Here is a 25,314-nt window from a genome sequence, read left to right on the forward strand (position 1 = left end):
GCCGCGCGTCAGCCCAGGTGCCCGCGCACCGACGCGTGCCCCTTGAGCAGGTTGCGCGCGATGGTGCGGCGCTGGATCTCGTCGGTGCCCTCGTAGATGCGCAGGAGCCGCAGCTCGCGGTACCACCGCTCGACGGGCAGCTCGCGGGTGTAGCCCATGCCGCCGTGCATCTGGAGCACCCGGTCGACGATCTCGTTGGCCTTGACTCCGCCGTAGAGCTTGGCCATCGACTGCGACTGGCGCGAGTCGAGGCCGCGGTCGACCTGCCAGGCGGCAGTGAGCACGAGCCAGCGCAGCGCCTCGATCTCGACGGCGGAGTCGGCGACCATCCACTGGATGGCCTGCCGCTCGGCGATCGGCTGGCCGAAGGTGACGCGGTTGCGGGCCCACTCCATGCCCATCTCGACGAGCCGCTCGCACGAGCCGAGGGCGCGCGCGGGCAGCATGTAGCGGCCCTTGCCGATCCACCGCATCGCGAGGTCGAAGCCCTTGCCCTCCTCGCCGAGGATCGCCGAGTGCGGCACCCGGACGTCGTCGAAGACGAGCGCGGCAGGCCCCCACTCCCCCATCGTGTCGATGGGCGTGCTCGTCCAGCCGCGGTCGCGGTCGACGAGGAAGCACGTGACGCCCCCGTCGGCCCCCTTCTCCTTGTCCGTGACGGCGAAGACCATGACGAAGTCGGCCTCGTTGCCGCCCGTGATGAAGGTCTTCTCGCCGTTGATGACCCACTCGTCGCCCTCGCGGCGCGCGCTCGTGCGGATGGCACGGGCGTCGGAGCCGGCGCCGGGCTCGGTGATGGCGAAGCACGACCTCCGGGTGCCCTCGATCGTCGGGCGCAGGTAGGTCTCCTGCTGCTCCTCGGTGGCCGAGAAGAGGATGTTGTCGGCCTCGCCGGCGAAGCGGAACGGCACGAACGACCGGCCGAGCTCGATCTCGATGAGGGCCGCGACGACGGCGCCCTGCCCCATGCCGCCGTGGCTCTCGGGCGTCTGGATGCCGAAGAAGCCGGACGCGCGGGCCTTGTCCTGCAGCGCTTTCAGCTCCTCGGCAGTCAGGCCGCGCTCGTTGCGTCGCTCGCGCTCGAGCACCTGCGGCTCGAGCGGCACGATCTCCTTGCGCACGAACGTGCGCACCCAGTCGCGGATCTCGCGCTCCTCGGCGCTGAGGTCGAAGTCCATCGTCGGTCCCTTCGTCGTGCGGTCGGGGTGGGTCGTGCCGTCGGGCGCCCGGCGGGCGTATGCCGTCCGGCGGAGGTCAGCGGGCGGCATACCTCCGCAGCTCGGCCTTGGCGAGCGCGTTCTTGTGCACCTCGTCGGGGCCGTCGGCGAAACGCAGCGTGCGGATGCCGGCGAAGGCGGCCGCGAGCTCGGTGTCCTGGCTGAGCCCGGCGGCGCCGTGGGTCTGGATGGCCTTGTCGAGGATCCACTCGACCGTCTTGGGTGTCGCGATCTTGATGGCCTGGATCTCGGTGTGGGCGCCCTTGTTGCCGACGGTGTCCATGAGCCAGGCGGTCTTGAGCACGAGCAGGCGCAGCTGCTCGATGCGCACGCGGGACTCGGCGATCCAGTCGCGCACGACGCCCTGCTCGGCGATGGGCCGGCCGAAGGCGACCCGCTCGGAGGCGCGGCGACACATCGCCTCGATGGCGACCTCGGCGAGGCCGATCGAGCGCATGCAGTGGTGGATGCGACCGGGCCCGAGACGAGCCTGCGCGATGGCGAAGCCGGTGCCCTCCTCGCCGATGAGGTTGCCCGCCGGCACGCGGACGTCCGTGAAGCGCAGCTCGGCGTGACCCCCGTGGTCGTGGTCGTCGTAGCCGAAGACCTCCATGCCGCGCACGACCTCCACGCCGGGGGCGTCGCGGGGGACGAGGACCATCGACTGCTGGCGGTGCCGGTCGGCCTCGGGGTCGGTCTTGCCCATGACGATGAGGACCTCGCACTCGGGGTTCATCGCCCCGGTGATCCACCACTTGCGGCCGTTGATGACGTAGTCGTCGCCGTCGCGCCGGATGCTCGTGCCGATGTTGGTGGCGTCGCTGCTCGCGACGTCGGGCTCGGTCATCGCGAACGCCGAGCGGATCTCGCCGCGCAGCAAGGGTTTCAGCCAGCGCTCCTGCTGCTCGGCGTTGCCGAACTGGGCGAGCACCTCCATGTTGCCGGTGTCGGGCGCGGCGCAGTTGAGGACCGCGGGGGCCAGACGGATGCAGCGACCGGTGATCTCGGCCAGCGGGGCGTACTGGAGGTTCGTCAGGCCGGCGCCGTGCTCGCCGGGGAGGAACACGTTCCACAGACCGAGGTCGCGCGCCTCCCGCCGGAGGTCCTGGAGGACCGGGGCGGTGCTCCACGCCCAACGGTCGGGCAGCGCCGAGACCTGCTCGTCGAAGACCGGCAGCGACGGCACGATGCGCTCGTCCATGAGGCCGAGCAGCTCCTGGCGCAGCTCCTCGGTGCGGGCGTCGAATCCGAAGTCCATGGTTCAGCTCTCCTTGACGGCGGCGAGGCCGGCCGTGACGAGCGGGACGGTGGCCTCGCCGATGCTGGCGAAGCCGCTCCCGACCGTCTGGCCCTGGTTGTAGCGGTAGTGGATGCCCTCGAGGATGACCGCGAGCTTGAAGTAGGCGAGCCCGAGGTGGAACGAGAGGTGCCCGAGGTCGCGACCGCTCGCGGCGGCATACCGCTGGCGCAGCTCGGGCCCGCTGATCCAGCCGGGCGTCCGCGAGACGTCGGAGACGGCGACGCTGTCCATCATGAGCGGGAGGGTCTGGTAGGCCTCGAGCAGCGCCACGTCGGTGAGCGGGTCGCCGAGCGTGGCCATCTCCCAGTCGAGCACGGCCGACACTTCGTCGTCACCGGTGACGAGGAGGTTGTCGAGGCGGAAGTCCCCGTGGACGATCGTCGGATCGCCTTGCGCGGGAACGGAGCCCGCGAGGCGCTCATGGAGCTCATCGATGCCCGGCAGCTCGCGGCTGCGGGAGGCGTCGAGCTGCTGCTTCCAGCGCCGCACCTGCCGCTCGAGGAAGCCGTCGGGACGGCCGAAGTCGGAGAGCCCCACGGACGCGGGGTCGACGGCGTGCAGGGCGACGAGGGTGTCGACCATCCGCTCGCTGATCGCGCGCACCCGCTCGGCGCCGAGCGGCTGGAGCTGCGCCTCGAAGCGGTAGGGCGTGCCCGCGACGCGCTCCATGACGTAGAACGGCGACCCGATGACGTCGGGGTCGTCGCACACGGCATACGTGGCGGGGACGGGCACGGCGGTGTCGCGCAGGGCGGTGATGACGCGGTGCTCGCGCACCATGTCGTGCGCGGTGGCGAGCACGTGGCCGAGGGGCGGCCGCCGCACGATGACGGTGCGGGTCCCGTCGCCCACCTCGTAGGTGAGGTTGGACTTGCCGCCCGCGACGACCCTTCCGTTGAGCGGACCGTCGAGCAGGCCGGGGGCCGCGTCGTCGAGGAAGCCCCGGAGGCGGTCGAGCGGCAGGCCCGGCGGGTCGCCGTCGGGGGCAGGGGCGTCGCGGGCGTCCGTCACGTCAGTCCTTCGGCCCGCCGGCGACGTAGATGACCTGGCCGGAGACGAAGCCGGCCTCGTCGCGCACGAGGAAGGACGTCGTGGCGGCGATGTCCTCGGGCTGTCCGACGCGGGCCACCGGGATCTCCTTGGCGGCGCCCTCGAGGAACTGCTCGAAGGTGATGCCCATGCGCTCGGCCGTCTGCCGCGTCATGTCGGTGGCGATGAAGCCCGGGGCGATGGCGTTGGCCGTGACCCCGAACTTGCCGAGCTCGATGGCGAGGGTCTTCGTGAAGCCCTGCAGCCCGGCCTTGGCCGCGGAGTAGTTGGCCTGCCCGCGGTTGCCGAGCGCAGAGGTCGAGCTGAGGTTGACGATGCGGCCGAACTTCGCGTCGATCATGTGCTTCTGCGTCGCGCGCGTCATGAGGAACGAGCCACGCAGGTGGACGTTCATCACGGCGTCCCAGTCGTCGGCGCTCATCTTGAAGAGCATGTTGTCGCGGATGATGCCCGCGTTGTTGACGAGCACCGTCGGGGCGCCGAGCTCGGAGGCGACACGGTCGACGGCCGCCTGGACGCCCGCCTCGTCGGACACGTCGACACCGACGGCGAGGCCCTTGCCGCCGGCAGCCTCGATCTCGGACACCACTGCAGCACAAGCGGACTCGTCGAGGTCGAGGACGGCGACGGCAAACCCGTCGGAGGCGAGGCGCTTGGCCACGGCGGCGCCGATGCCGCGCGCGGCCCCGGTGACGACGGCGGTGCGCTGGGAGGTGTTCGGCTGGTCGGTCATGCGTTCTCCTGCTGGTCGGCGGTCTGGTGGTCGAGCTTCTGCTGGAGCCGGTTCATGCCGGCGAGCCAGGCGTCGGGATGCGCGGCGCGCTGCGCGTAGTAGCCGCCCACCTCGGGGTGCGGGAGCACGTAGAACTCGTCGCCCGCGAGCGCCCGGAACGACGCGTCGGCGACCTCGTCGGCGGTGAGCGTCGCGTCGAGGGTGAGCAGGTCCTTGAGCGGGCCAGAGCCGTCGAGCATCCGGGTCTGCACGCCCTGGGGGCAGATCGCCTGCACGACGATCCCGCGGTGGCGGTACGTCGCGCTCAGCCACTCGGCGAACGCGACGGCGCCGTGCTTGCTCACGGAGTAGGGGGCGTCGCCGAGCATCGTCAGCAGCCCGGCGGCCGATGCGGTGACGACGAGACGGCCGCCACCGGCGTCGAGCCAGCGCGGCACGAGATGCCGGGCGGCGCGCACGTGGGCGAGGACGTTGGTCTCGAGAGTGCGGGTCCACTCGTCGTCGGACGCGTCGAGACCGGCGAGCGTGCCGATCCCCGCGTTGGCGAAGAAGACGTCCACCTGCCCGAAGCGGCCGTATGCCGTGTCGACGAGGTGCCGCACGCCGGCGTCGGTCGACGTGTCGCCCGGGACGGCGACGGCGCCGATCTCCTCGGCGGCCGTCGCGAGCTCGGCCGCGTCGAGGTCCGCGACGACGACCTGCCAGCCCTCGCGGGCGAGGCGGGTGGCGATGGCGCGGCCGATCCCCCGGGCTGCTCCGGTGACGACGGCGGTGTCGGGCATGCTGCTCCTCGCGATGGACTAAGCGCTTGCTTACCTTGACGACAAGGACCCCCCACGTCAAGTGACCCCCACCCTTCCCACCCGTCGAGAGGCCACGAACGACCCGCAGGTGGGCTGGGGTCAGCCGACGACGCGCTCGATGAACGCGACGGCCCGGTCGAGCGCCTCACGTCCGTCAGCGGTGTCGAGGTCGAACTGGAACTCGTGCCCGAGCCGCGGCTCGTGGTCGTCGGCGAAGAGCAGGGCGTCGTGGTCGACCCCGTGCCGCTGCAGCGCCTCGACGAGCGCGAGCGTGTGCGGGAGGAGGGGGTCGCCGTTGCCGGCGGAGACGAAGGCCGGAGGGAACGACGGCGTGACGTGGACCGGGACCGAGCCCTGCCGGGTCGTGCGCTCGTCGTGGCGACGGCTCGAGCCGAGGTAGGACCAGATGGCCGTGTCGACGAGCCAGCTGCCCAGCCGGGTCGACCCCTGCGCGAGCGTGAAGTCGTAGGCGCCGCAGAAGAGCACGAGGCCCCTGAGGGACTCCGGCGGCACGTCGACGTCGATGCCGACGTCGCTCGCGTAGGCCGCGTCGCTGACGAGCAGGCCGACCTGGGAGGCGATCTGGGCACCGGCCGAGTCGCCGGCGAGGACGATGCGCGCCGGATCCACGCCGAGCCGGTCGGCGTGGTCGACGAGGTGGGCGAGCGCGGCCGCCACCTGCCTGACAGGCGTGGGATAGCGCGAGCCCGGGGCGATCGAGTAGTCGACCCCGACCGTCGTGAACCCGCGACCGGCGAGCACGCGGAGGTAGTTGGCGACGTCGCCCTTCGAGCCCGACACGAAGGCGCCGCCGTGCACCCAGACGACGGCGGGCAGGGGCTCGTCGCGGGGCGGCCGGAAGACGTCGAGCCGCCCGTCGGGGGACGCGATGTCGTACGCCTCGTCGACGACCTCGACGAGGTCGCCCGGGACGTGCTTCTCCAGGGCCGCGCTCGCCCGCGCCGCCCCGCGGTCGAAGACGGCCCGGAGGAGCAGCGCCGAGGGCCAGGGGGTCGTCCGGGCGGTCACGACCAGCGCGCCGGCGGCGGTCGCCGTGCCCAGCGCGAGCCTGCGCGCGAGACCGCGGGTCCGGTCGACGATGCCACCCATGCGGCGAATCTAGTCCGGTCGACCGCGGACGTCGGCCACTCGAGCGCTGACCACCGCCAGATCGTGGCCTCTCGACGGTGGAGGTGGTGGGTGTCGGCGGGGCGGGGCAGGATCGGGACATGCAGCTCTCCGACGTCGTCGCCACCTCGCACACCGTCGCCGCCACGTCGTCGCGCACGGCCAAGGTCGAGGCGCTGGCGGCCTGCCTGCAGCGTGCGGCGCAGGACGGACCCGACGTCGTCGAGGTCGTGACGGCCCACCTGTCGGGTGCCCTCCCGCAACGCCGCATCGGCGTCAGCTGGCGGGGGCTGCAGGGCCTGCCCGGCGCGGCGGAGGCCTCGACCCTGACGGTCGAGGAGGTCGACGCCGCGGCCACGACGATCGCCGCCATCGGCGGCTCGGGCTCGGGCGCGGCCCGCAGCGCCGCCGTGCGCGACCTCTTCTCACGCGCCACCGCCGACGAGCAGGTGTGGCTGCGCGGCCTCATCACGGGCGAGACCCGGCAGGGCGCGGGCGACGGGGTCGTGCTCCAGGCGATCGCCAAGGCGGCCGAGGTGCCCGACGCCGCGGTGCGACGCGCCGTCATGCTCGCCGGCTTCGCGGGGCCGGTCGCGCGCGCCGCCCTCACCGGCGGCACCGACGCCCTCGCGGCCCTGACGCTCGAGGTCGGACGCCCGCTGCGACCGATGCTCGCCGGCTCGGCCCCCGACGTCGCCGCGGCCCTCGACACGCTGGGAGGCGAGGTGGTCGTCGAGACCAAGCTGGACGGCATACGCCTCCAGGCGCACGTCGACAACCGCACGAGCCCCGGCAGCGTGCGCCTCTTCACCCGCACCCTCGACGAGGTCACCGACCGGATGCCCGAGATCACCGAGGCGCTCGCGACGCTCGACGTCGAGACGCTCGTGCTCGACGGCGAGGTCATCGCCCTCGGTGACGGCGGCCGGCCGCAGCCCTTCCAGGTCACGGGCGCCCGCACGGCGAGCTCGGCCGACGTCGACCGGCTGCGCGAGGAGGTGCCGCTGACGCCGTTCTTCTTCGACCTGCTCCATCTCGACGGCGAGGACCTGCTCGACGAGCCGGCGCACGTGCGCTGGCAGCGCCTCGCCGCGACGGTGCCGCCGGCGTGGCGGGTGCCGCGCGAGCGCACCGACGACCCCCAGCGCGCGCAGCAGTTCTTCGCCGACCTCGTCGCCGCCGGCCACGAGGGCGTCGTCGTCAAGGACCCCGCGCTGCCGTATGCCGCCGGCCGCCGCGGTCCCGGCTGGGTCAAGGTCAAGCCGCGGCACACCCTCGACCTCATCGTCCTCGCCGTCGAGTGGGGCAGCGGCCGGCGCCAGGGGTGGCTGTCCAACATCCACCTCGGCGCCCGCGACGCCGACACCGGTGAGCTCGTCATGCTCGGCAAGACCTTCAAGGGGATGACCGACGAGATGCTCGCGTGGCAGACCGAGCGCTTCAGCGAGCTGGCGCTCGACCCGGCCGACGTCGGGGCGGACCGGTCGGGCCAGCAGTGGGGGGTCGTCCCGCTGCGCCACGAGCAGGTCGTCGAGATCGCCTTCGACGGCGTGCAGCGGTCGTCGCGCTACCCCGGCGGCATGGCGCTGCGCTTCGCGCGGGTGCTGCGCTACCGCGACGACAAGCCGGTCTCCGAGATCGACACCGTGCAGACCGTGAGGTCGCTCGCCGGCTGGTGATCGCGCCCCGCGTCGGCGCGTCGTGAGATGGCACGCCGCTATCTGTTGCCTACGCCACAGTACGTAGGTAAGTTCCGGCCAGACGGCATATTGCGTGAATTCTTCACATCCCTGGAGGCACCATGTCCATGTCCGAACTCTCACGTCGCTCGGTGATCGCCGGTGGCCTCGCCGCCGCGGCAGCCGGTGCCGCGGCCGGTAGCGCCCGCGCCGCGACCAACGCATCCCCCGCGGCGACCGCCGGCGAGATGGGGTGGGTGACCTCGACGATCGCCCGGATGTCCTTGGAGGAGAAGGTCGGTCAGCTCTTCATCCAGAACGTCTACGGCAAGGACGCGACGACGCCCGACAGCCGAAACCTCCCGCTCTACGGCGTCGCGAGCCCGGCCGAGGTCGTGCAGAAGTACCACCTCGGCGGCGTCATCTACTTCGCGTGGACCGACAGCGTGCAGAACCCCGACCAGATCGTCGGCCTCTCCAACGGCCTGCAGAAGGCGGCCCTGACGCAGCCGAGCAAGGTGCGCGTCCCGCTCCAGATCGCGACCGACCAGGAGCAGGGCGTCGTCACGCGCATCGGACCGCCGGCCACCCAGTTCCCCGGCTCGATGGCCCTCGGCGCCGGCCGCAGCGCCCCCGACGCGCGCACGGCCGCCGCCATCACCGGCCGCGAGCTGCTCGCGATGGGCGTCAACACGAACTTCGCGCCCGACTGCGACGTCAACGTCAACCCGCTCAACCCCGTCATCGGCACGCGGTCCTTCTCGTCGCGGGCCGATCTCGCCGCCGAGCTGGCGGCCGCCCAGGTGGCCGGCTACCAGCGCGACGGCGGCGTCGCCTCGTCGGCCAAGCACTTCCCCGGCCACGGCGACACGGCGACCGACAGCCACGTGGCGTTCCCGATCATCACCCACACGCGCGAGCAGTGGGAGGCCATCGACGCCCCGCCCTTCAAGGCGGCGATCAACGAGCAGATCGACATGATCATGACGGCCCACCTGTCGTTCCCGGCGCTCGACGACTCGGGCAACCCGGCCACGCTGAGCAAGCCGATCATGACCGGCGTCCTGCGCGAGGAGCTCGGCTACGAGGGCGTCATCGTCACCGACTCCCTCGCCATGCAGGGCGTCCGCGACCTCTACGGCGACGCCGAGGTGGCCGTCCGCGCCCTGCTCGCCGGCGTCGACCAGCTGCTCATGACCCCCGCCATGGACGACGCGTACGCCGCCGTCATCGCGGCCGTCCGCAGCGGCCGCATCCCGGGCAACGAGCTCGACGCCAAGGTGCGCCGCGTGCTGGGTCTCAAGTACCGCCGCGGCATCGTGGCCCGGCCGTACGCCGACCCGGCTGCCGTCGCCTCGGTCGTCGGCACCCCTGCCCACCTCGCGTCGGCCGCCGCGGTCACCGACCGCACGACGACGCTCGTCAAGAACGACGCCAAGGCCCTGCCGATCGCCCCGAGCGGCAAGAAGGTCCTCGTCACCGGCTACGGCGTCTCGACGACCGCCACCCTCGCGGCCGCCCTGACGGCCAAGGGCGCGACGGTCCAGACCGTCCAGACCGGCACGTCGCCCACCGACACCGCGGTGGCATCCGCCGTCGCGGCGGCCGCCGACAAGGACGTCGTCGTCGTCACGACGATGAAGGCGTGGGACACGAGCGTCACCGACACTCGCGGCGGTCAGCAGAAGCTCGTCAAGACCCTGCTCGAGACCGGGAAGACCGTCGTCGTCGTCGCCGTGCGCGACCCCTACGACATCGCGTACTTCCCGAGCGCCCCGACCTACGTCGCGACGTACTCCTACAGCCCCGTCGCGATCGAGGCGGCTGCGCGCGTCATCGTCGGCGACGTGGCGCCGACGGCCTCGCTGCCCGTCGACATCCCCGTGGCGGGCGACCCCGCCACGGTGCTCTACCCGTTCGGGCACGGGCTGACCTACTGAGATGGGCGCCCTGCACCGGGTGGTCGCGGCGACGGCTCTCGTCGTCGCCGCGGCCACCGCAAGCACCTCAGGCGGTGCGGGCGCCGACGGGCCGGCGGTCGCGACCGGCTCGGCACCGCCGCCGGTCCGCGCCGTCGTCGCGACGTACAACATCCACGCGGGCGCGGGCAGCGACGACGTCTACGACCTCGATCGCACCGCTGCCGCGATCCGGGCCCTCGACGCCGACGTCGTGGGCCTCGAGGAGGCCGACGTCCACTGGGGCGAGCGCAGCCACTTCGACGACACCGTCGCCGAGCTCGGGCGCCGGCTCGGGATGCGCACCGCCTTCGCCCCGATCTACGGCCTCGACCCGCTGACCCCCGGTGCACCGCGTCGGGAGTTCGGCGTCGCCCTGCTCTCGCGGCACCCGATCGTCGCCGTGGAGAACCACGACCTGACGCGGCTCTCGACCCAGGACCCGAACCCCGTCCCGGCACCGGGTCCCGGCTTCCTCGAGGCGACCGTCCAGATCGGCGGGGCGCGCACCCACGTCTACGTCACGCACCTCGACTACCGCGGTGACCCGACCGTCCGGCGTCTCCAGGTCGCCGACACGGTCGCGATCCTCGACGAGGACCCGCCCGGCGCCGACCAGGTGCTCCTCGGTGACCTCAACGCCGACGCGAGCGCCCCGGAGCTGGCCGGCCTGTGGACCCGGCTGCGCGACGCCTGGGCCGTGGCCCCGACCCGCGACGGCGAGCCGGGCCTCACCTACCCCGCACTCGACCCCACCAAGCGCATCGACCTCGTCGCCGTCTCCCCCGGCATCGAGGTCGTGCACGCCAGCACCGCCCACGACCCCGCCCTCGCCGGCGCGAGCGACCACCGTGCCGTCGCCGCGACCGTCCTGCTCGACCAAGGATCGGAGACATCCAGATGACCAACCTCAACCGCAGGCAGCTGCTCACCGCCGGCGCGCTCGGCGCCGTCGCCATCCCCGCCACCGCGGCGGGATCCGTTGCCGCCCAAGCCGGCCCGACGGCATACGCGAGCAGCTACCCCAACAACCCCGTCACGACCGGCGCTCAGAGCGCCGCCGCCTCGAGCTGGTCGGCACTCTCGGGGCAGAAGGTCGGGATCATCACCAACCCGACCGGCATCCTCACCAACCTGCGCACCATCGTCGACGAGATGCACGAGTCCGGCGCCGTCGACATCGTCGGCGTCTTCGGGCCCGAGCACGGCTTCCGCGGCACCGCGCAGGCCGGCGACTCCGAGGGCAACCACACCGACCCGCGCACCGGGCTCATGGTCTACGACGCCTACGGCGCCAACGCCGCGAAGATGACGACCCTCTTCCGCACGGCCGGCGTCGAGACCGTCGTCTTCGACATCCAGGACGTCGGATCGCGCTTCTACACCTACATCTGGACGATGTACACGGCCATGCGCGCGGCCGTCGCCGTCGGCGCCCGCTTCGTCGTGCTCGACCGCCCGAACCCCATCGGCGGCACGGCGAGGGGGCCGATGATGACGACGCCGTGGACCTCCGGTGTCGGCGCCAAGGAGATCGTCCAGGCCCACGGCATGACGGTCGGCGAGCTCGCGCGCTACTTCGACGGCGAGTTCCTCACGGCCGACGCCGGTGGACGGCTCGCCGAGCTGTCCGTCATCGAGGTCAAGGGCTGGCGCAGGGACGTGCCGTATGCCGTCACCGGGCTCCCGTGGGTCATGCCGAGTCCCAACATGCCGACTCCCGACACCGCGCTCGTCTACCCCGGCACGGGGATGTTCGAGGGGACCAACCTCTCCGAGGGCCGCGGCACGACGCGGCCGTTCGAGCTCATCGGGGCGCCCTACGTCGACTACAGGTGGGCCGAACGCCTTGCGGCTCTGGACCTTCCGGGCGTGGGCTTCCGCGAGGCCTACTTCTCCCCGACGTTCAGCAAGCACACCGGTCTCGTCTGCGGCGGTGTCCAGCTGCACGTCACCGACCCGTCGACCTTCGACCCGATCCGGTCGAGCGTCGAGATGCTCGTCGCGGCCAAGGCGCTCTACAGCGACTTCGCCTGGCGCTACGACTCCTACGACCCGGCGCGGCCCTACTGGATCGACAAGCTGACCGGGTCGCAGCGGCTGCGCACCCAGATCTCGGCCGGCGCCTCGGCCGACGAGGTCGTCGGGGCGTGGCGCGACGAGCTCGCGGCCTTCGACGCCCGGCGCCAGCAGTACCTCCTCTACCGCGGCCCCTCGCACTGACCCCTTCCCCGACGCCTGACGACCTGTTGCACGATCTAGGAGTGACATGCGCCTGCGCACCCTCGTCCCCGCTGCCCTCGGCAGCCTCGCCCTCGCGGGCAGCCTCGTGACCGTCGGCCCCGTGGGCTCCGCGACGGCCGACGACTTCAGCAAGCCGGACCGCGGCTTCGCCCCGCCCAACACCGTCCTGTCCGACGCGAGCCCCGCGTCGCTCGGGCTCGACCCGGCGCCGATCGCCGAGTCGGTGGCCCAGATCCACACCCACGAGCAGGTCGACGCGACGGGTCACCCGCTCTTCGCGGGCGCGGTCGGGATCATGGGCCACGAGGGTCGCATCGTCGAGCGCGACGCGAGCGGCTGGGCCCTGCGCTACGCCGACGCGACGACCGAGCTGCCGCGCGACCAGTGGGAGCCGATGCGGACCGACACGATCTTCGACCTCGCCTCGGTCTCGAAGCTCTTCACCTCGATCGCCGTCGTGCAGCTCATCGAGGAGGGGCGGGTCTCCCTCGAGAGCCCCGTCGCGACCTATCTCCCCGAGTTCGCCGCCGCCGGCAAGGGGGCGGTGACGGTGCGCCAGCTGCTGACGCACACGTCCGGCTTCACGTCATGGCTGCCGCTGTGGAGCAAGTGGCCCGACAAGGCCTCGCGCATCAAGGCCGTCATGGACCAGCCGCTGACCAACGCGCCCGGCACGACCTACCTCTACAGCGACCTCAACCTCATCACCCTCGGCGTCATGGTCGAGAAGCTGCGGGGCGAGCCGCTCGACACCGTCGTGCACGACCGGATCACCGCGCCGCTCGGCATGAAGGACACCGGCTACAACCCGACCGACAAGGCCCGGACGGCCGCGACGGAGTACCAGACGGCCCCGCCGCGCGGCATGGTCCGCGGCGAGGTGCACGACGAGAACGCCTGGTCGCTGGGCGGGGTCGCCGGGCACGCCGGCGTCTTCTCCACCGTGGACGACCTCGCGATCCTGTCGCAGGCCCTGCTCAACGGCGGCACGTACCGCGGTGAGCGCATCCTCAGCCGCAAGAGCGTCGAGGCCCTCATCACGAACTTCAACGGCGCCTTCCCGGGCGACTCGCACGGCCTCGGCTTCGAGCTGGACCAGCGCTGGTACATGGACGCCCTCTCCGGGCCCCGCACGGCGGGCCACACCGGCTACACCGGCACGTCGATCGTCATCGACTTCACGTCGCGCTCCTTCGCGATCCTGCTCACGAACCGCGTGCACCCGTCGCGCAGCTGGGGATCGGTCAACCTCGCCCGCCGCGAGTGGGCGCACGGCCTCGCCGCGTCGATGGGCATCCGACCGCGCCACGGCGACACGGCCTGGTTCACCGGTTCCGACAACGCGACGACCACGACCCTGACGACACCCACCCTCCCGGTCGGTCCTGGCGGCGCCCGCCTCGGCTTCGACCTCTTCCTCGACACCGAGGAGACCGACCTGCTCCACCTCGAGCGCTCCACCGACGGCGGAGCGACGTGGACGGCCCTGCCGTTCGACGTCGTCGACCGCGGCCAGACCGAGACCGCCGACGGCGTCATCTCCGGGGCGGGCACGCGTCGGTGGGTCCAGGTCCGGGCCGACCTGCCGGCGGGGTCGCAGCAGCTGCGCTGGCGGCACACGACCGACGGGGGCTACCTCGGTCGGGGCGTGGCCGTCGACGACGTCGTCGTCCAGGGACCCGGCGGCGTCCTGCTCGACGGCGAGAAGACACCCGGCGCCTTCACGGCGGATGGTTGGCGGCTCGCCGGCCGCGACGCCGTAGCGTAGGCACATGCCCAGGACCGAGGACGGGGCCTCGTCCCCCGCAGGTGCCGCGAGCGCATCGCTGCTCATCCGCCTGCGGGGGATCAAGCCCTCGCTGTCGCCGGCCGAGGACCGTGTCGCCGACATCGTCCTCGCCGACGCGCGCCGCGCTGCCGGACTGACCATCAGCGAGCTGGCCACGGCCGCACGCACGTCCGAGACGACGGTGCTGCGCTTCTGCCGCCGCCTGGGGCTCCCCGGCTACCCGCAGCTGCGGCTCGCGCTCGCCGAGGAGTCGGCCCAGCCGCGCACGATGAGCCGCAGCGGCACCGACATCAGCGCGAGCGACACGATCGACGACATCATCGCCAAGGTCGCCTTCACCGACGCGAGCGCCGTCGAGGAGACGGCCCAGCAGCTCGACCGCGACGCCCTCGCGTCTGCGGCGGCGGGCATCGCCCGGGCCGGTCGCGTCGACATCTACGGCATCGGCGCGAGCTCCATCGTCGGCACCGACCTCCAGCAGAAGCTGCACCGCATCGGCATCGTGGCCTTCGCGTGGAACGACCCCCACATCGCCCTGACGAGCGCGACGCTGCTCGGCCCCGGCGACATCGCGGTCGGCATCTCGCACTCCGGTACGACGACCGAGACCATCGAGGCGCTGGCGGCGGCACGCTCCACGGGGGCGCGCACCGTCGCGATCACGAACTTCCCGCTGTCCCGGCTCGCCTCCGGCGTCGACATCCTCCTGACGACGGCCGCCCGCGAGACGAGCCTGCGCTCGGGCGCCACGGCGAGCCGCATCGCGGCCCTCACGGTCGTCGACTGCCTCTACATCGCCGTCGCACAGCGCAACCTCCGCAAGGCCCGCAAGGCCGTCGCCGACACCCGTGAGGCCGTCGCCGGCCACCACGTCACGGACTGACGCGAGCCCCCGGCGGCCCGACCCCGACCGTCGTGACGCGAATGTTACTCATTTACGGCATTGACGCTGGCGGCGTAGGAAACTAACCTCGCACGGGTGAGCAGCGAGGTGACCGTGGACGCCCCCACCGAGGAGCGCCATCCGGGGACGACGTCCATCGACACGCACACCTCCCTCGACATCCTGCGGGCACTCAACGCCGAGGACGCGACGGTGGCCGGTGCCGTGGGCGAGGTCCTGCCCGAGCTGGCCCGCCTCGTCGACCGCGCCGTCGAGTCGCTCCGCGCGGGCGGGGCCGTCCACTACTTCGGCGCCGGCACGTCCGGACGCCTCGCCGTGCTCGACGCCGCCGAGCTGCGCCCCACCTTCAACGCCCCTGCCGGGCTCGTCGTCGCCCACCACGCGGGCGGCCCCGACGCCCTCCTCCGGGCCGTCGAGAACGTCGAGGACGACGTCGACCTCGGTCGTGACGAGGCCGAGGCCCTGCGCCCCGGCGACATCGCCATCGGCCTCACGGCCTCGGGGCGCACGCCGTTCGTGGCCGGCGCTCTCGCGCGGGCTCGCGAGCTCGGTGCCGTCACGGCGCTCGTCACCGCCAACCCGCACGCCGAGCTCGCCGAGCACGCCGACGTCCTGCTCGCCGTGCGCACCGGGCCCGAGGCCCTGACCGGCTCGACCCGGCTCAAGGCCGGCACCGCCCAGAAGCTCGTGCTCAACTCGTTCTCGACCGCCGTGATGATCCGGCTCGGTCGCACGTGGAGCAACCTCATGGTCGACGTCGTCGCGACGAACGCCAAGCTCCGCGGCCGCGTCGTGCGCATCCTCCAGGAGGCCACCGGCGCCGACGGCGAGCAGGCCCGGCGCGCCCTCGACGAGGCGGACGGCGAGCTCAAGCCCGCGCTGCTCTCGATGCTCGCGGGCGTCGACGCCGGCACGGCCCGCGACGCCATCGCCGCCCACGAGGGGTCGGTGGCGCACGCGCTGACGTCCCTCGGCGGCCAGCCGGCCGCGCCCGCCCCAGAACGCTGAACCCACCACCCTCCCACCCACACGTGCCGACCCCCAGGCACCCAGCAGAACCCGACAGGAGCACCACCATGACGTTCGCCTCACGCCTCCCCGGCTCGTCGCGGCGCGCACGCCGCACGGTCCTCACGATCGCCGCGCTCTCCGGAGCGCTCGTCGTGACCGCCTGCTCGCCGTCCTCCTCGAGCTCCTCGAGCACGGGAGACGACGGCAAGGTCACCCTGACGGTGTGGTCGTGGCGCGTGGAGGACGAGGCCGCGTACAACAAGATCTTCGACGCCTACGAGAAGGCCCACCCGAACGTCACCGTCGACTTCAAGGCGTTCAAGGCGACCGAGTACAACAAGATCCTCGCGACCGGTCTCGCCGGCTCGAGCGGCCCCGACGTGCCCCAGGTGCGCTCCTACGGCCAGCTGCAGGGCACCGTCGCGAGCAAGTCCCTCCTGCCGCTCGACGGCAAGGTCGACCTCGCCGGCTGGGACGAGAACGTCGTCGCGAGCGCCAAGGGCAAGGAGGACGGCAAGACCTACTCCGTGCCGCTCGCCCGCCAGACCGTCCAGATGTTCTACAACCAGGGCCTCTTCGAGAAGAACGGCATCGCGGCACCCACGACGTGGGCCGAGTTCATCGCCGCCAACGACAAGCTCATGGCCGCCGGCGTCACGCCGATCGCCATCGGCGCCAAGGACGACTGGACGCTCCCGATCGTCCACGAGGTCCTCGCGGCCCCGCGCTTCGGCGGCAAGGCCTTCCAGGGCGAGGTGCTCTCGGGCAAGAAGTCCTTCACCGACCCTGACTGGGTGGGATCGGTGCAGGTCGTCGGCGACCTCGAGAAGTACATGCCCAAGAACGCCACCGGGGTGGCCCAGACCGACGCCCAGACGCTCTTCTCGGCCGAGAAGGCCGCGATGATCCCCGGCGGCAGCTTCGACCTGTCCGTCTTCCAGAAGGCCAACCCGGCCATGAAGATCGGGATCTTCCAGGTGCCGCCGGCCCCGGGGTCGCCGAGCGGTTCGGCCGCGACGACGGCAGGATGGGCCGATGGCAACTTCGCCGTGTCGGCCAGGTCGAAGCACCCGACCGAGGCCACGGAGCTCGTGAAGTGGATGACCACGAAGGAGTTCGGCCAGATGGTCACCGACGACATCAAGCAGATCTCGGCCGTGCCGGGCGTCGAGCCGACCGACCCGCTGCTCAAGCAGATGAGCGAGAACTACACGAACTCCGGCTCGCCCTACCTGCTGCTCACCGACTTCCGCTACGGCGCGCCCACGGGCACCGACCTGCTCGGCAAGGGCCTGCAGGAGATGCTGCTCGGCTCCAAGGACGCCGCCGCGGTGAGCCAGGACCTCGAGACCGGCGTCAAGACCTGGTTCAAGCCGAGCGCGTGACGGTTGCTGCATGAGGCGCCGCACCGGCCTGGTCTTCGTCGCTCCGGCGCTCGCGCTCTTCGCGGTGTTCGTGCTCTACCCGATGGTGACGGCGTTCTCGTACGCCTTCTTCCAGTGGCAGGGCACGACCCGCGGAGCGTTCGCGGGGCTCGAGAACTTCGTGACGCTCTTCACCAAGGCACCGTTCACGACCGATCTCCCGCGGGCGCTGCTGCACAACGTGCTCTTCTTCCTCGGCACGATGCTCATCCAGAACACGTTCGGGCTCACGATCGCCTACCTGCTCTACACGCGCCCGCGCAGCCGCCGGATGCTGCAGACGCTCTACGCGATGCCCTACCTCGTGAGCCCGATCGTCATCGGCTACCTCTGGACGCTGCTGCTGTCCCCGACCTTCGGCCCCGTCAACACGCTGCTGACCAAGATCGGCCTCGAGTCGTGGGCCCTGCCGTGGCTCGGTGACCCGAAGACGGCGATCTGGGTCGTCATCCTCGTCAGCGTGTGGCAGTGGATCGGCTTCCCGGTGCTGCTCTACGGGGCGGCCCTGGGCGGCATCCCGGAGGAGCTGAGCGAGGCGGCCCGCGTCGACGGCGCGAGCAACCGACAGGCCTTCTTCAAGATCACCCTGCCGCTGCTCGTGCCCGCCATCGGCACGGTGTCGGTCCTGACGTTCATCTTCGCGATGGAGGCCTTCGCGCTCCCGTACGCCTTCGGTGGGTCGACCGGAAACCCAGCGGGCGCAACGGACTTCGTATCGCTGCTCTTCTACCGCACGGCGTTCGACTCGGGTGCGACCGACGCCATCGGCAGCTCGTCGGCACTGGCGACGCTGCTCTTCCTCATCATCTTCGGCGGCGCCTACGCCGCCACGGCCGTGCTGCGCCGTCACGAGCGGAGGATCACCGCATGACCACGGCCGTCGTCACCACCGAGGCGCCGCAGGAGCAGGCTGCGGCTCGCCCCGACCGGGGCAGCCGTCGGCGCCCACCGCGGGTCAACCGTCCCGTGGGCGGCGCGGGCGCGAGCGTGCTCCTGTGGGGGTATGCCGCGCTGGCGCTCGTGCCGCTGCTGCTCATGGTGAGCAACAGCTTCCGCACCAACGCCGACCTCATCACCGACCCGCTCGGCCTGCCCTCGCCCCCGACGACGACGAGCTACGTCGAGGCGTGGACGACCGGCAACTTCGCGACGTACTTCGGCAACTCGCTCCTCGTCACGGTCGGCGCGGTCGCGATCTCGACGGCCGTCGCGACGATGGCGGCCTACGCCCTCGCGCGTGGTCGCTCGCGGATCTTCCGCTGGCTCGAGGCGCTCTTCCTCTCGGGCCTCATGCTCCCGATCCACCTCGCGATCCTGCCGATCTTCTACCTCTTCGACGGCCTCGGGCTCATCGACTCCCGGCTCGGGCTCATGCTCATGTACGCCGCGTCGGGCGTCCCGTTCTCGATCTTCGTCCTCACGACGTTCTTCCGGCAGCTGCCGGAGGAGCTCGAGGAGGCTGCGGCGCTCGACGGCGCGAGCAGCTGGCAGACGTTCTGGCGGATCATGGTCCCGCTCGTGCGCCCGGCCCTGGCGACCGTGGCCGTCTTCCGGTTCGTGCCGATCTGGAACGACTTCCTCTTCCCGCTCGTGCTGCTGCGCAGCGAGGACAAGTACACCCTCCCCGTCGGGCTCACGAACTTCTTCGGTGAGAACGCGACGAACTACTCGGCCGTCTTCGCCGGCCTCGTCATCACGACGGTCCCGCTCATCGTGCTCTTCCTCGTCGCCACGAAGCAGATCGTCGCGGGCTTGACCGCCGGCATGGCGAAGTGATCGGCTCGCTCGCGTGAGCGAGCCGACCACGACGCCGACGGTCGTGGCCGTCGACGTCGGCGGGTCGGGCCTTCGCCTGCAGTCGTATGCCGTCTCGCCCGGTCCCGTGCTCACCGCACCGGGGGTGCGCGTCGGGTCGGGCGGCATCGACGTCGCCGCGCTCGTGTCCGACGCCCGCTCCCTCCTGGCGACCACCGGCGCCACCGGGCTGCCGAGGCCCGCGGTCGTCGTCTGGTCGATGCGCGGCCTGCTCTTCCTCGCCGACCGGTCCGAGGTGCTGCGCACCGTCGCCGAGGGTCTCGGCGCCGATCGCACCGTCGTCGTCAGCGACGCCGTCGCCAACCTCGTCGGCGCGACCGGCCGCATCGGCCCGGGCGCCGTCGTCGCGGCAGGCACGGGGGCGGTCGCGTTCGGCACCGACTTCGACCGGCAGTGGCGCCGCGTCGACGGCTGGGGCCACGTGCTCGGCGACGCCGGGTCGGCGGCGACCCTCGGCATGGCGGGACTGCGCGCGGCCCTGCGCGCCCACGACGGGCTCCCCGACGGGTCGCCTGCCCTGCTGGCGGCGGCCACCGACCTGCTCGGCTCCCCGGAGGCCTGGCCGCGACTCGTCATGACGAGCCCCGACGCCCCCGAGCGCCTCGCCACCGTCGCCCCGCTCGTCACGGCCCTGGCCGCCGTCGACCCCGTGGCGCACGCCCTCTCCGCCCGCTCCGGCACCGACCTCGCCGACTCGCTCCTGCGCGCAGCGGAGGGCCTGACCGACCCGGTGCTCACGGCCACCGGCGGCCTGCTCGCGTCGCGTGCCGTCACCGACGCCCTCGACGCCCGCCTCTCCGACGCGGGGAGGCGCCGCTTGCCCGCCCGGGGCGGCGCGCTCGACGGCGCCCTGCACCTGGCCCGGCACCTGCTCGACACCGGAGCGCTCCCCGAGCACCCGGCATACCTGCTCGTGGCGTGACGGAACGCCCCGGGGTGCCTCGGCGGGAACGGGCGAGGCCAAAGGGGCTCGTGGGATGGGGTGAGCCGGTAGCCTCCGACCGGGTGGGCCGATTCACCCCCTTTGTGCCGCGCGTCCACAGGGATCCACACGCGGTGCGGCCCGCCGTGACGCTCGAGAGGTTCTGACATGCCCGGTCCATCACGCCGACTCACGGCACTCCTCGGCGCTGCCGCACTGGTCCTCGGCGGAGCATCGAGCACGACGGCCGCCGCCCTCACGCCCACGACACCGACGCCCACCGCGGCGACGCCGGCCACCCCCGCGCAGGCCTCGCCCGCCCCGCCCGCCACGCCCGCCGTCGCCACCGGCACGCGGTCCGTCGACTACCGCGGCGTCCGCCTCTCCGTGCCGTCCGACTGGGCCGTGGTCGACCTCGACGCCCAGCCCACCCGCTGCGTCCGTCTCGACGTCAGGGCCGTCTACCTGGGCCGCCCGGGCAGCCAGCAGGACTGCCCCGCGCACCTCGTCGGGCGCGCCGAGACGATCTGGCTGCACCCGGGCTCCGACCGCTCGAGCACGGCGACGACCTCGAGGACGACGGTGCTCGGCACGCTCCGGGCGCACACCGGGACCGACCGTGTCGCCGGCACCACGTCGGCGCGGTTCACGGCGCAGGACGTCCAGGTCGACGCCACCTGGGGAGCCCACGAGTCGACGGTCGACGACATCCTCGCGACGGCGACCACGAGCCCCACGAAGCCGGCGGGCCCGACGAGCCCGACGGCGAGCGCCCGGACGGCTCCGGGCGCGACCGCGGACACCTCGTCGTCCGCCCCGGCTCCCCGCTCCTCCAGCGGCACGTCCTCGACCGCCGTGGCGTCCGCGCCGCAGACCTTCACCGGGATGGGGTTCGACGCCTGCGCCGCCCCGAGCGTCGCGACGATGCAGGCCTGGCTGGCCTCGCCCTACCGCGCCGTCGGCATCTACGTCGGCGGCTCGATGCGGGCCTGCGGCGACGGCAACCTCTCCGCGAGCTGGGTGAGCCAGGTCAGCGCGATGGGCTGGGGACTCATCCCGATCTACGTCGGGCCGCAGGCACCCTGCGTCAACCAGACCGGCCTCGCCACGATCGACCCGGCGCAGGCCGCCGCGCAGGGCAGGGCCGCGGCTGCCGACGCGGCCGGACGGGCGGCGTTCTTCGGCCTCGGTGCCGGCACGCCGGTCTACTACGACATGGAGGCCTACGACCCGAACGTCGCAGGCTGCACGGCCACGGTCCTGTCGTTCCTGACGGCGTGGACGCAGGAGCTGCACGCCCGGGGCTACACGTCCGGCGCCTACGGCAGCAGCAGCTCACTCATGGTCGACCTGTCCAGGGCGGTCGGCACGACGGGGTTCACCGCGCCGGACAACGTGTGGTTCGCCAACTGGAACGGCCTGCAGACGCTGTCCGACTCGACGAGCTACCCCGAGTTCCGTGACAGCTACTGGGCCGGCGGCCAGCGCCTGCACCAGTACGCCACCGGCAGCGAGACCTGGGGCGGGGTCAGGATCGACATCGACGCCAACTGGGTCGGCGGCCGCGTCACGGGCGCCCCGGTGCCGATCAGCTACGGCAGCGGCACCATCGGCCCCGGCAGCCCGTCGTTCCTCTTCACGGGCAACATGTACTACTGGAAGCCCAACCAGGGTCAGGGAGTGCAGGGACGTGCCTACTCCACCTACGCCAACGGCAGCACGGAGGAGAACGGCGCGACGTGGTCCCCGGCCCTCGCCGCCGGCCTCTACGCCGTGAGCGCCTACGTCCCGGCCACCCGCGCCGACGCGAAGGTGTCGTATGCCGTCAGCGACGCGCGCGGGTCCGCGACCACCGTGGTCGACCAGTCCACGGCGTCGGCCACCTGGGCCCCGCTCGGCACCTACCTCGCCCGCTCCGGCACGTCGGTGCGGGTCCATGCCGCCGACAGCGGTCCGAGCCCCACGACGGCCCAGGTCGGCGTCGACGCGATGCGGTTCGCCCTCGTGGCCACGGCGCCGTCGGCCCCGACGTCGGTGTCGGCGGTCCCCGACAACGGCCGGGCGACCGTGCGCTGGAAGGCGGCCACGCCCAACGGCAGCCCGGTGACGGGCTACACCGTGACCTCCTCTCCCGCGGGTGCGAGCGCGACGGTGTCCGGATCGGCGACGTCGGCCACCCTCACGGGGCTGCGCAACGAGACGGCCTACACCTTCACGGTGACGGCGACGAACGTCGTGGGGGCCGGTCCGGCGTCGACGCCCTCGACCGCGGTCCGGCCGTCGTCCTTCTCACACCTCGTCCCCGTGACTCCGACCCGGCTGCTCGACACCCGTGTCGGCACGACGAGCAACCCGGTCCGCACGGCGATCGCCGCCGGCGCCTCGCTCACCATCAAGGTCGCCGGCGTCACCGGGTCACCCGTCCCCGCCGGAGCCACCGCCGCCGCGGTCAACCTCACCGCCACCGCACCCCAGAAGCCCGGCTTCCTCAGCGCCGACTCCACCGCCACCACCGGCAGCTCCACCGCCAACTTCGCCGCCGGCCAGACCGTCGCCAACCTCCTCGTCGGCCGCCTCACCAGCGCCGGCACCCTGACGATCGTCAACCACTCCCAGGGCACGGTCCACGTCGTCGCCGACGTCACCGGCTACCTCACCACGAGCGGCACGAGCCAGCGGTGGACGAGCACCACGCCGACCCGGCTGCTCGACACCCGCGCCGGCACGACGAGCAACCCGGTCCGCACCGCGATCGCCGCCGGCGCCTCGCTCACCATCAAGGTCGCCGGCGTCACCGGGTCACCCGTCCCCGCCGGAGCCACCGCCGCCGCGGTCAACCTCACCGCCACCGCACCCCAGAAGCCCGGCTTCCTCAGCGCCGACTCCACCGCCACCACCGGCAGCTCCACCGCCAACTTCGCCGCCGGCCAGACCGTCGCCAACCTCCTCGTCGGCCGCCTCACCAGCGCCGGCACCCTGACGATCGTCAACCACTCCCAGGGCACCGTCCACGTCGTCGCCGACGTCACCGGCTACGTCACGACCGCCAGCACGTCGAACCAGTGGGCCACGACCGCCCCCGCCCGGCTGCTCGACACCCGTGTCGGCACGACGAGCAACCCGGTCCGCACGGCGATCGCCGCCGGCGCCTCGCTCACCATCAAGGTCGCCGGCGTCACCGGGTCACCCGTCCCCGCCGGAGCCACCGCCGCCGCGGTCAACCTCACCGCCACCGCGCCCCAGAAGCCCGGCTTCCTCAGCGCCGACTCCACCGCCACCACCGGCAGCTCCACCGCCAACTTCGCCGCCGGCCAGACCGTCGCCAACCTCCTCGTCGGCCGCCTCACCAGCGCCGGCACCCTGACGATCGTCAACCACTCCCAGGGCACGGTCCACGTCGTCGCGGACGTCACCGGCTACCTGCGCTGACGAGGCCCGAACGACCCGAACGACCCGAACGACCCGAACGACCCGAGCGGGCCGAGCGGGTACGTCACCGGTCGGTCCCAGCAGCCAGGTCTACGCTCGGGCTGCCCCCTCACGACCCGACTGGAGCCTGCATGTCCGAGCACGACGCCCACCGCCCCGGACTCGGGTCGATGCCCCACGACGGCGGGACGGCCTTCCGCGTCTGGGCCCCGAACGCCGACGCCGTCGCGGTCACCGGCAGCTTCACCGACTGGTCGGGCGACGGACACGCGATGGTCTCCGAGGACAACGGGCACTGGTACGCCGACGTCGAGGGCGTTCGGCCCGGCGACGAGTACCAGTTCGTCATCACCAACGGCGACCAGCGCCTCATGCGCATCGACCCCCGCGCCCGCGTCGTCACGAACTCGTCGGGCAACGCCGTCGTCTACGACCGCGACGCCTTCGACTGGGCGGGCGACACGTTCGGCTGCCCGCCGCACGACGAGCTCGTCATCTACGAGACCCACATCGGCTCGTTCGTCGCCACCGAGGGCGACGCCGGTGACCTCGGCGGGCTCGCCGGCAAGCTCGGCTACCTCGCCGAGCTCGGCATCAACGCCATCGAGCTCATGCCGGTCGCCGAGTTCGCGGGCGACTACTCGTGGGGCTACAACCCGTCCAACCCCTTCGCCGTCGAGAGCAACTACGGCGGCGCCGACGCGCTCAAGGCCTTCGTCAAGGAGTCCCACCGGCACGGCATCGCGGTCATCCTCGACGTCGTCATCAACCACTACGGCCCGAGCGACCTTGCCCTGTGGCAGTTCGACGGCTGGAGCGAGGACGGCAAGGGCGGCATCTACTTCTACAACGACGAGCGCTCCTCGACCCCGTGGGGTGACACCCGACCCGACTACGGCCGCGAGGAGGTGCGCGCCTACCTCCACGACAACGCCCTCATGTGGCTCGAGGAGTTCCACCTCGACGGGCTCCGGTTCGACGCGACCCTCTACGTGCGCACCATCGACGGTCTCGGCACCGGCGACCTGCCCGAGGGCTGGGACCTCATGCGCTCGATCACGACGACGATCCGCGAGCGGCACCCCGACAAGATCCTCATCGCCGAGGACCTCCAGTCCGACCCGGCGATCACCTCGCCCGACGAGGGTGGCGCGGGCTTCCACGCCCAGTGGGACACGAGCTTCGTCCACCCGGTCCGGCGGCTGCTGACGGCCGTCGACGACGCCGACCGTTCGATGACCGAGCTCGCCGACGCGCTGCGCGGCGACGACGAGCCGTTCCGGCGCATCGTCTACACCGAGAGCCACGACGAGGTGGCCAACGGCAAGCTCCGGGTCCCCCACGAGGTCGACGGCGGCGACCCGAGCGGCTGGGCGGCGCAGAAGCGCGCGACCCTCGGCTTCGCCATCGCCCTGACGACGCCGGGCATCCCGATGCTCTTCCAGGGCCAGGAGTTCCTCGAGGACGAGTGGTTCCGTGACGACGTGCCGCTCGACTGGGAGCGGGCCGAGCAGTTCCGCGACATCGTGCGTCTCGGCCGCGACCTCGTCCACCTGCGGCGCGACGTCGACGGCGTCTCGCGCGGCCTGCGCGGCGAGGGCTTCGAGGTGCTCCACCTCGACGACGAGGCCAAGGCCCTGGCGTGGGCACGTCGCGCAGGCGACGACGTCGCCGTGGTCGTCGTCAACGCGAGCGCCGAGGCGCGCGACATCACGACGGGTATGCCGTCAGCCGGGCCGTGGGTGGTCCGCTTCAACTCCGACGCGGCCACCTACAGCGCCCTCTTCGCGGGTCACGACACCCACGACGTCGACGCGGTGGACGAGCCGCTCGACGACCAGCCTGCGAGCGGCACCGTGTCGGTGGGCGCCTACACCCTCGTCGTCCTCACGCCCGCCTGAGTCCCGG

General features: G+C 72.5%; 19 protein-coding genes. 13 read left to right on the forward strand and 6 right to left on the reverse strand.

The window, feature by feature from the left end:
- Window positions 1-8: 8 nt before the first annotated feature.
- From ACSSS0_RS07230 to ACSSS0_RS07255, 6 genes are all read right to left on the reverse strand, one after another.
- Window positions 9-1,268, reverse strand: coding sequence for an acyl-CoA dehydrogenase family protein (locus tag ACSSS0_RS07230; RefSeq protein ID WP_487230580.1), 1,260 nt, complete (start codon window positions 1,266-1,268; stop codon window positions 9-11).
- Entirely contained in the window at window positions 1,255-2,475 is a 1,221-nt protein-coding gene (locus tag ACSSS0_RS07235; RefSeq protein ID WP_435984675.1) for an acyl-CoA dehydrogenase family protein, read from the reverse strand. The genes ACSSS0_RS07230 and ACSSS0_RS07235 overlap by 14 nt, the downstream gene beginning before the upstream one ends.
- 3 nt (window positions 2,476-2,478) lie before the next feature.
- Entirely contained in the window at window positions 2,479-3,528 is a 1,050-nt protein-coding gene (locus tag ACSSS0_RS07240) for a phosphotransferase family protein (protein ID WP_487230581.1), read from the reverse strand.
- A 1-nt stretch (window position 3,529) separates the two neighbouring features.
- Window positions 3,530-4,300: a 3-oxoacyl-ACP reductase FabG gene (fabG, locus tag ACSSS0_RS07245; protein WP_435984673.1), complete on the reverse strand. Its 771-nt coding sequence runs from the start codon at window positions 4,298-4,300 to the stop codon at window positions 3,530-3,532.
- On the reverse strand, window positions 4,297-5,082 hold the full coding sequence (locus ACSSS0_RS07250) for an SDR family NAD(P)-dependent oxidoreductase (RefSeq protein WP_487230582.1): 786 nt from the start codon (window positions 5,080-5,082) through the stop codon (window positions 4,297-4,299). The genes fabG and ACSSS0_RS07250 overlap by 4 nt, the downstream gene beginning before the upstream one ends.
- A 120-nt stretch (window positions 5,083-5,202) precedes the next feature.
- The gene (locus ACSSS0_RS07255; RefSeq protein WP_487230583.1) at window positions 5,203-6,213 is read right to left on the reverse strand and encodes an alpha/beta hydrolase; all 1,011 of its coding nucleotides are present in this window, start codon (window positions 6,211-6,213) and stop codon (window positions 5,203-5,205) included.
- 119 nt (window positions 6,214-6,332) lie between these two features.
- Here ACSSS0_RS07255 and ACSSS0_RS07260 point away from each other — a divergent pair, with 119 nt between their 5' ends.
- The 13 genes from ACSSS0_RS07260 (at window position 6,333) to ACSSS0_RS07320 (ending at window position 25,307) form a co-directional block, all read left to right on the forward strand.
- Window positions 6,333-7,910 (forward strand): ATP-dependent DNA ligase, encoded by a 1,578-nt coding sequence (locus ACSSS0_RS07260; RefSeq protein ID WP_487230584.1) that lies wholly within the window; start codon window positions 6,333-6,335, stop codon window positions 7,908-7,910.
- Window positions 7,911-8,038: 128 nt separating this feature from the next.
- Window positions 8,039-9,850, forward strand: a complete 1,812-nt coding sequence (locus ACSSS0_RS07265; RefSeq protein ID WP_435984669.1) for a glycoside hydrolase family 3 protein — start codon at window positions 8,039-8,041, stop codon at window positions 9,848-9,850.
- A 1-nt stretch (window position 9,851) separates the two neighbouring features.
- A complete protein-coding gene (locus ACSSS0_RS07270) occupies window positions 9,852-10,772 on the forward strand; it encodes an endonuclease/exonuclease/phosphatase family protein (protein WP_487230585.1) in 921 nt (306 codons plus the stop codon).
- Window positions 10,769-12,091 carry an exo-beta-N-acetylmuramidase NamZ family protein gene (locus ACSSS0_RS07275; RefSeq protein ID WP_487230586.1) on the forward strand — a complete coding sequence of 441 codons (1,323 nt, stop codon included), beginning with the start codon at window positions 10,769-10,771 and terminating at the stop codon, window positions 12,089-12,091. The genes ACSSS0_RS07270 and ACSSS0_RS07275 overlap by 4 nt, the downstream gene beginning before the upstream one ends.
- A 46-nt stretch (window positions 12,092-12,137) precedes the next feature.
- Window positions 12,138-13,880 (forward strand): serine hydrolase domain-containing protein, encoded by a 1,743-nt coding sequence (locus ACSSS0_RS07280; RefSeq protein WP_487230587.1) that lies wholly within the window; start codon window positions 12,138-12,140, stop codon window positions 13,878-13,880.
- Window positions 13,881-13,884: 4 nt separating this feature from the next.
- Window positions 13,885-14,784: a MurR/RpiR family transcriptional regulator gene (locus ACSSS0_RS07285; RefSeq protein ID WP_435984665.1), complete on the forward strand. Its 900-nt coding sequence runs from the start codon at window positions 13,885-13,887 to the stop codon at window positions 14,782-14,784.
- A 96-nt stretch (window positions 14,785-14,880) separates the two neighbouring features.
- On the forward strand, window positions 14,881-15,813 hold the full coding sequence (locus ACSSS0_RS07290) for an N-acetylmuramic acid 6-phosphate etherase (protein WP_487230588.1): 933 nt from the start codon (window positions 14,881-14,883) through the stop codon (window positions 15,811-15,813).
- 68 nt (window positions 15,814-15,881) lie between these two features.
- Complete coding sequence (locus tag ACSSS0_RS07295; protein ID WP_435984663.1) at window positions 15,882-17,201, forward strand: ABC transporter substrate-binding protein; 1,320 nt, start codon at window positions 15,882-15,884, stop codon at window positions 17,199-17,201.
- 10 nt (window positions 17,202-17,211) lie between these two features.
- Window positions 17,212-18,111: a carbohydrate ABC transporter permease gene (locus ACSSS0_RS07300; RefSeq protein ID WP_435984662.1), complete on the forward strand. Its 900-nt coding sequence runs from the start codon at window positions 17,212-17,214 to the stop codon at window positions 18,109-18,111.
- Window positions 18,108-19,016, forward strand: coding sequence for a carbohydrate ABC transporter permease (locus ACSSS0_RS07305; RefSeq protein WP_435984661.1), 909 nt, complete (start codon window positions 18,108-18,110; stop codon window positions 19,014-19,016). The genes ACSSS0_RS07300 and ACSSS0_RS07305 overlap by 4 nt, the downstream gene beginning before the upstream one ends.
- A 13-nt stretch (window positions 19,017-19,029) precedes the next feature.
- Window positions 19,030-19,977, forward strand: a complete 948-nt coding sequence (locus ACSSS0_RS07310) for an N-acetylglucosamine kinase (protein WP_487230589.1) — start codon at window positions 19,030-19,032, stop codon at window positions 19,975-19,977.
- A gap of 168 nt (window positions 19,978-20,145) precedes the next feature.
- Window positions 20,146-23,406, forward strand: coding sequence for a glycoside hydrolase domain-containing protein (locus ACSSS0_RS07315; RefSeq protein ID WP_487230590.1), 3,261 nt, complete (start codon window positions 20,146-20,148; stop codon window positions 23,404-23,406).
- A gap of 131 nt (window positions 23,407-23,537) precedes the next feature.
- Window positions 23,538-25,307 (forward strand): alpha-amylase family glycosyl hydrolase, encoded by a 1,770-nt coding sequence (locus ACSSS0_RS07320; protein ID WP_435984658.1) that lies wholly within the window; start codon window positions 23,538-23,540, stop codon window positions 25,305-25,307.
- The last annotated feature ends 7 nt before the right edge of the window (window positions 25,308-25,314 follow it).

This window comes from Terrabacter sp. R4-6 (genome assembly GCF_057529065.1).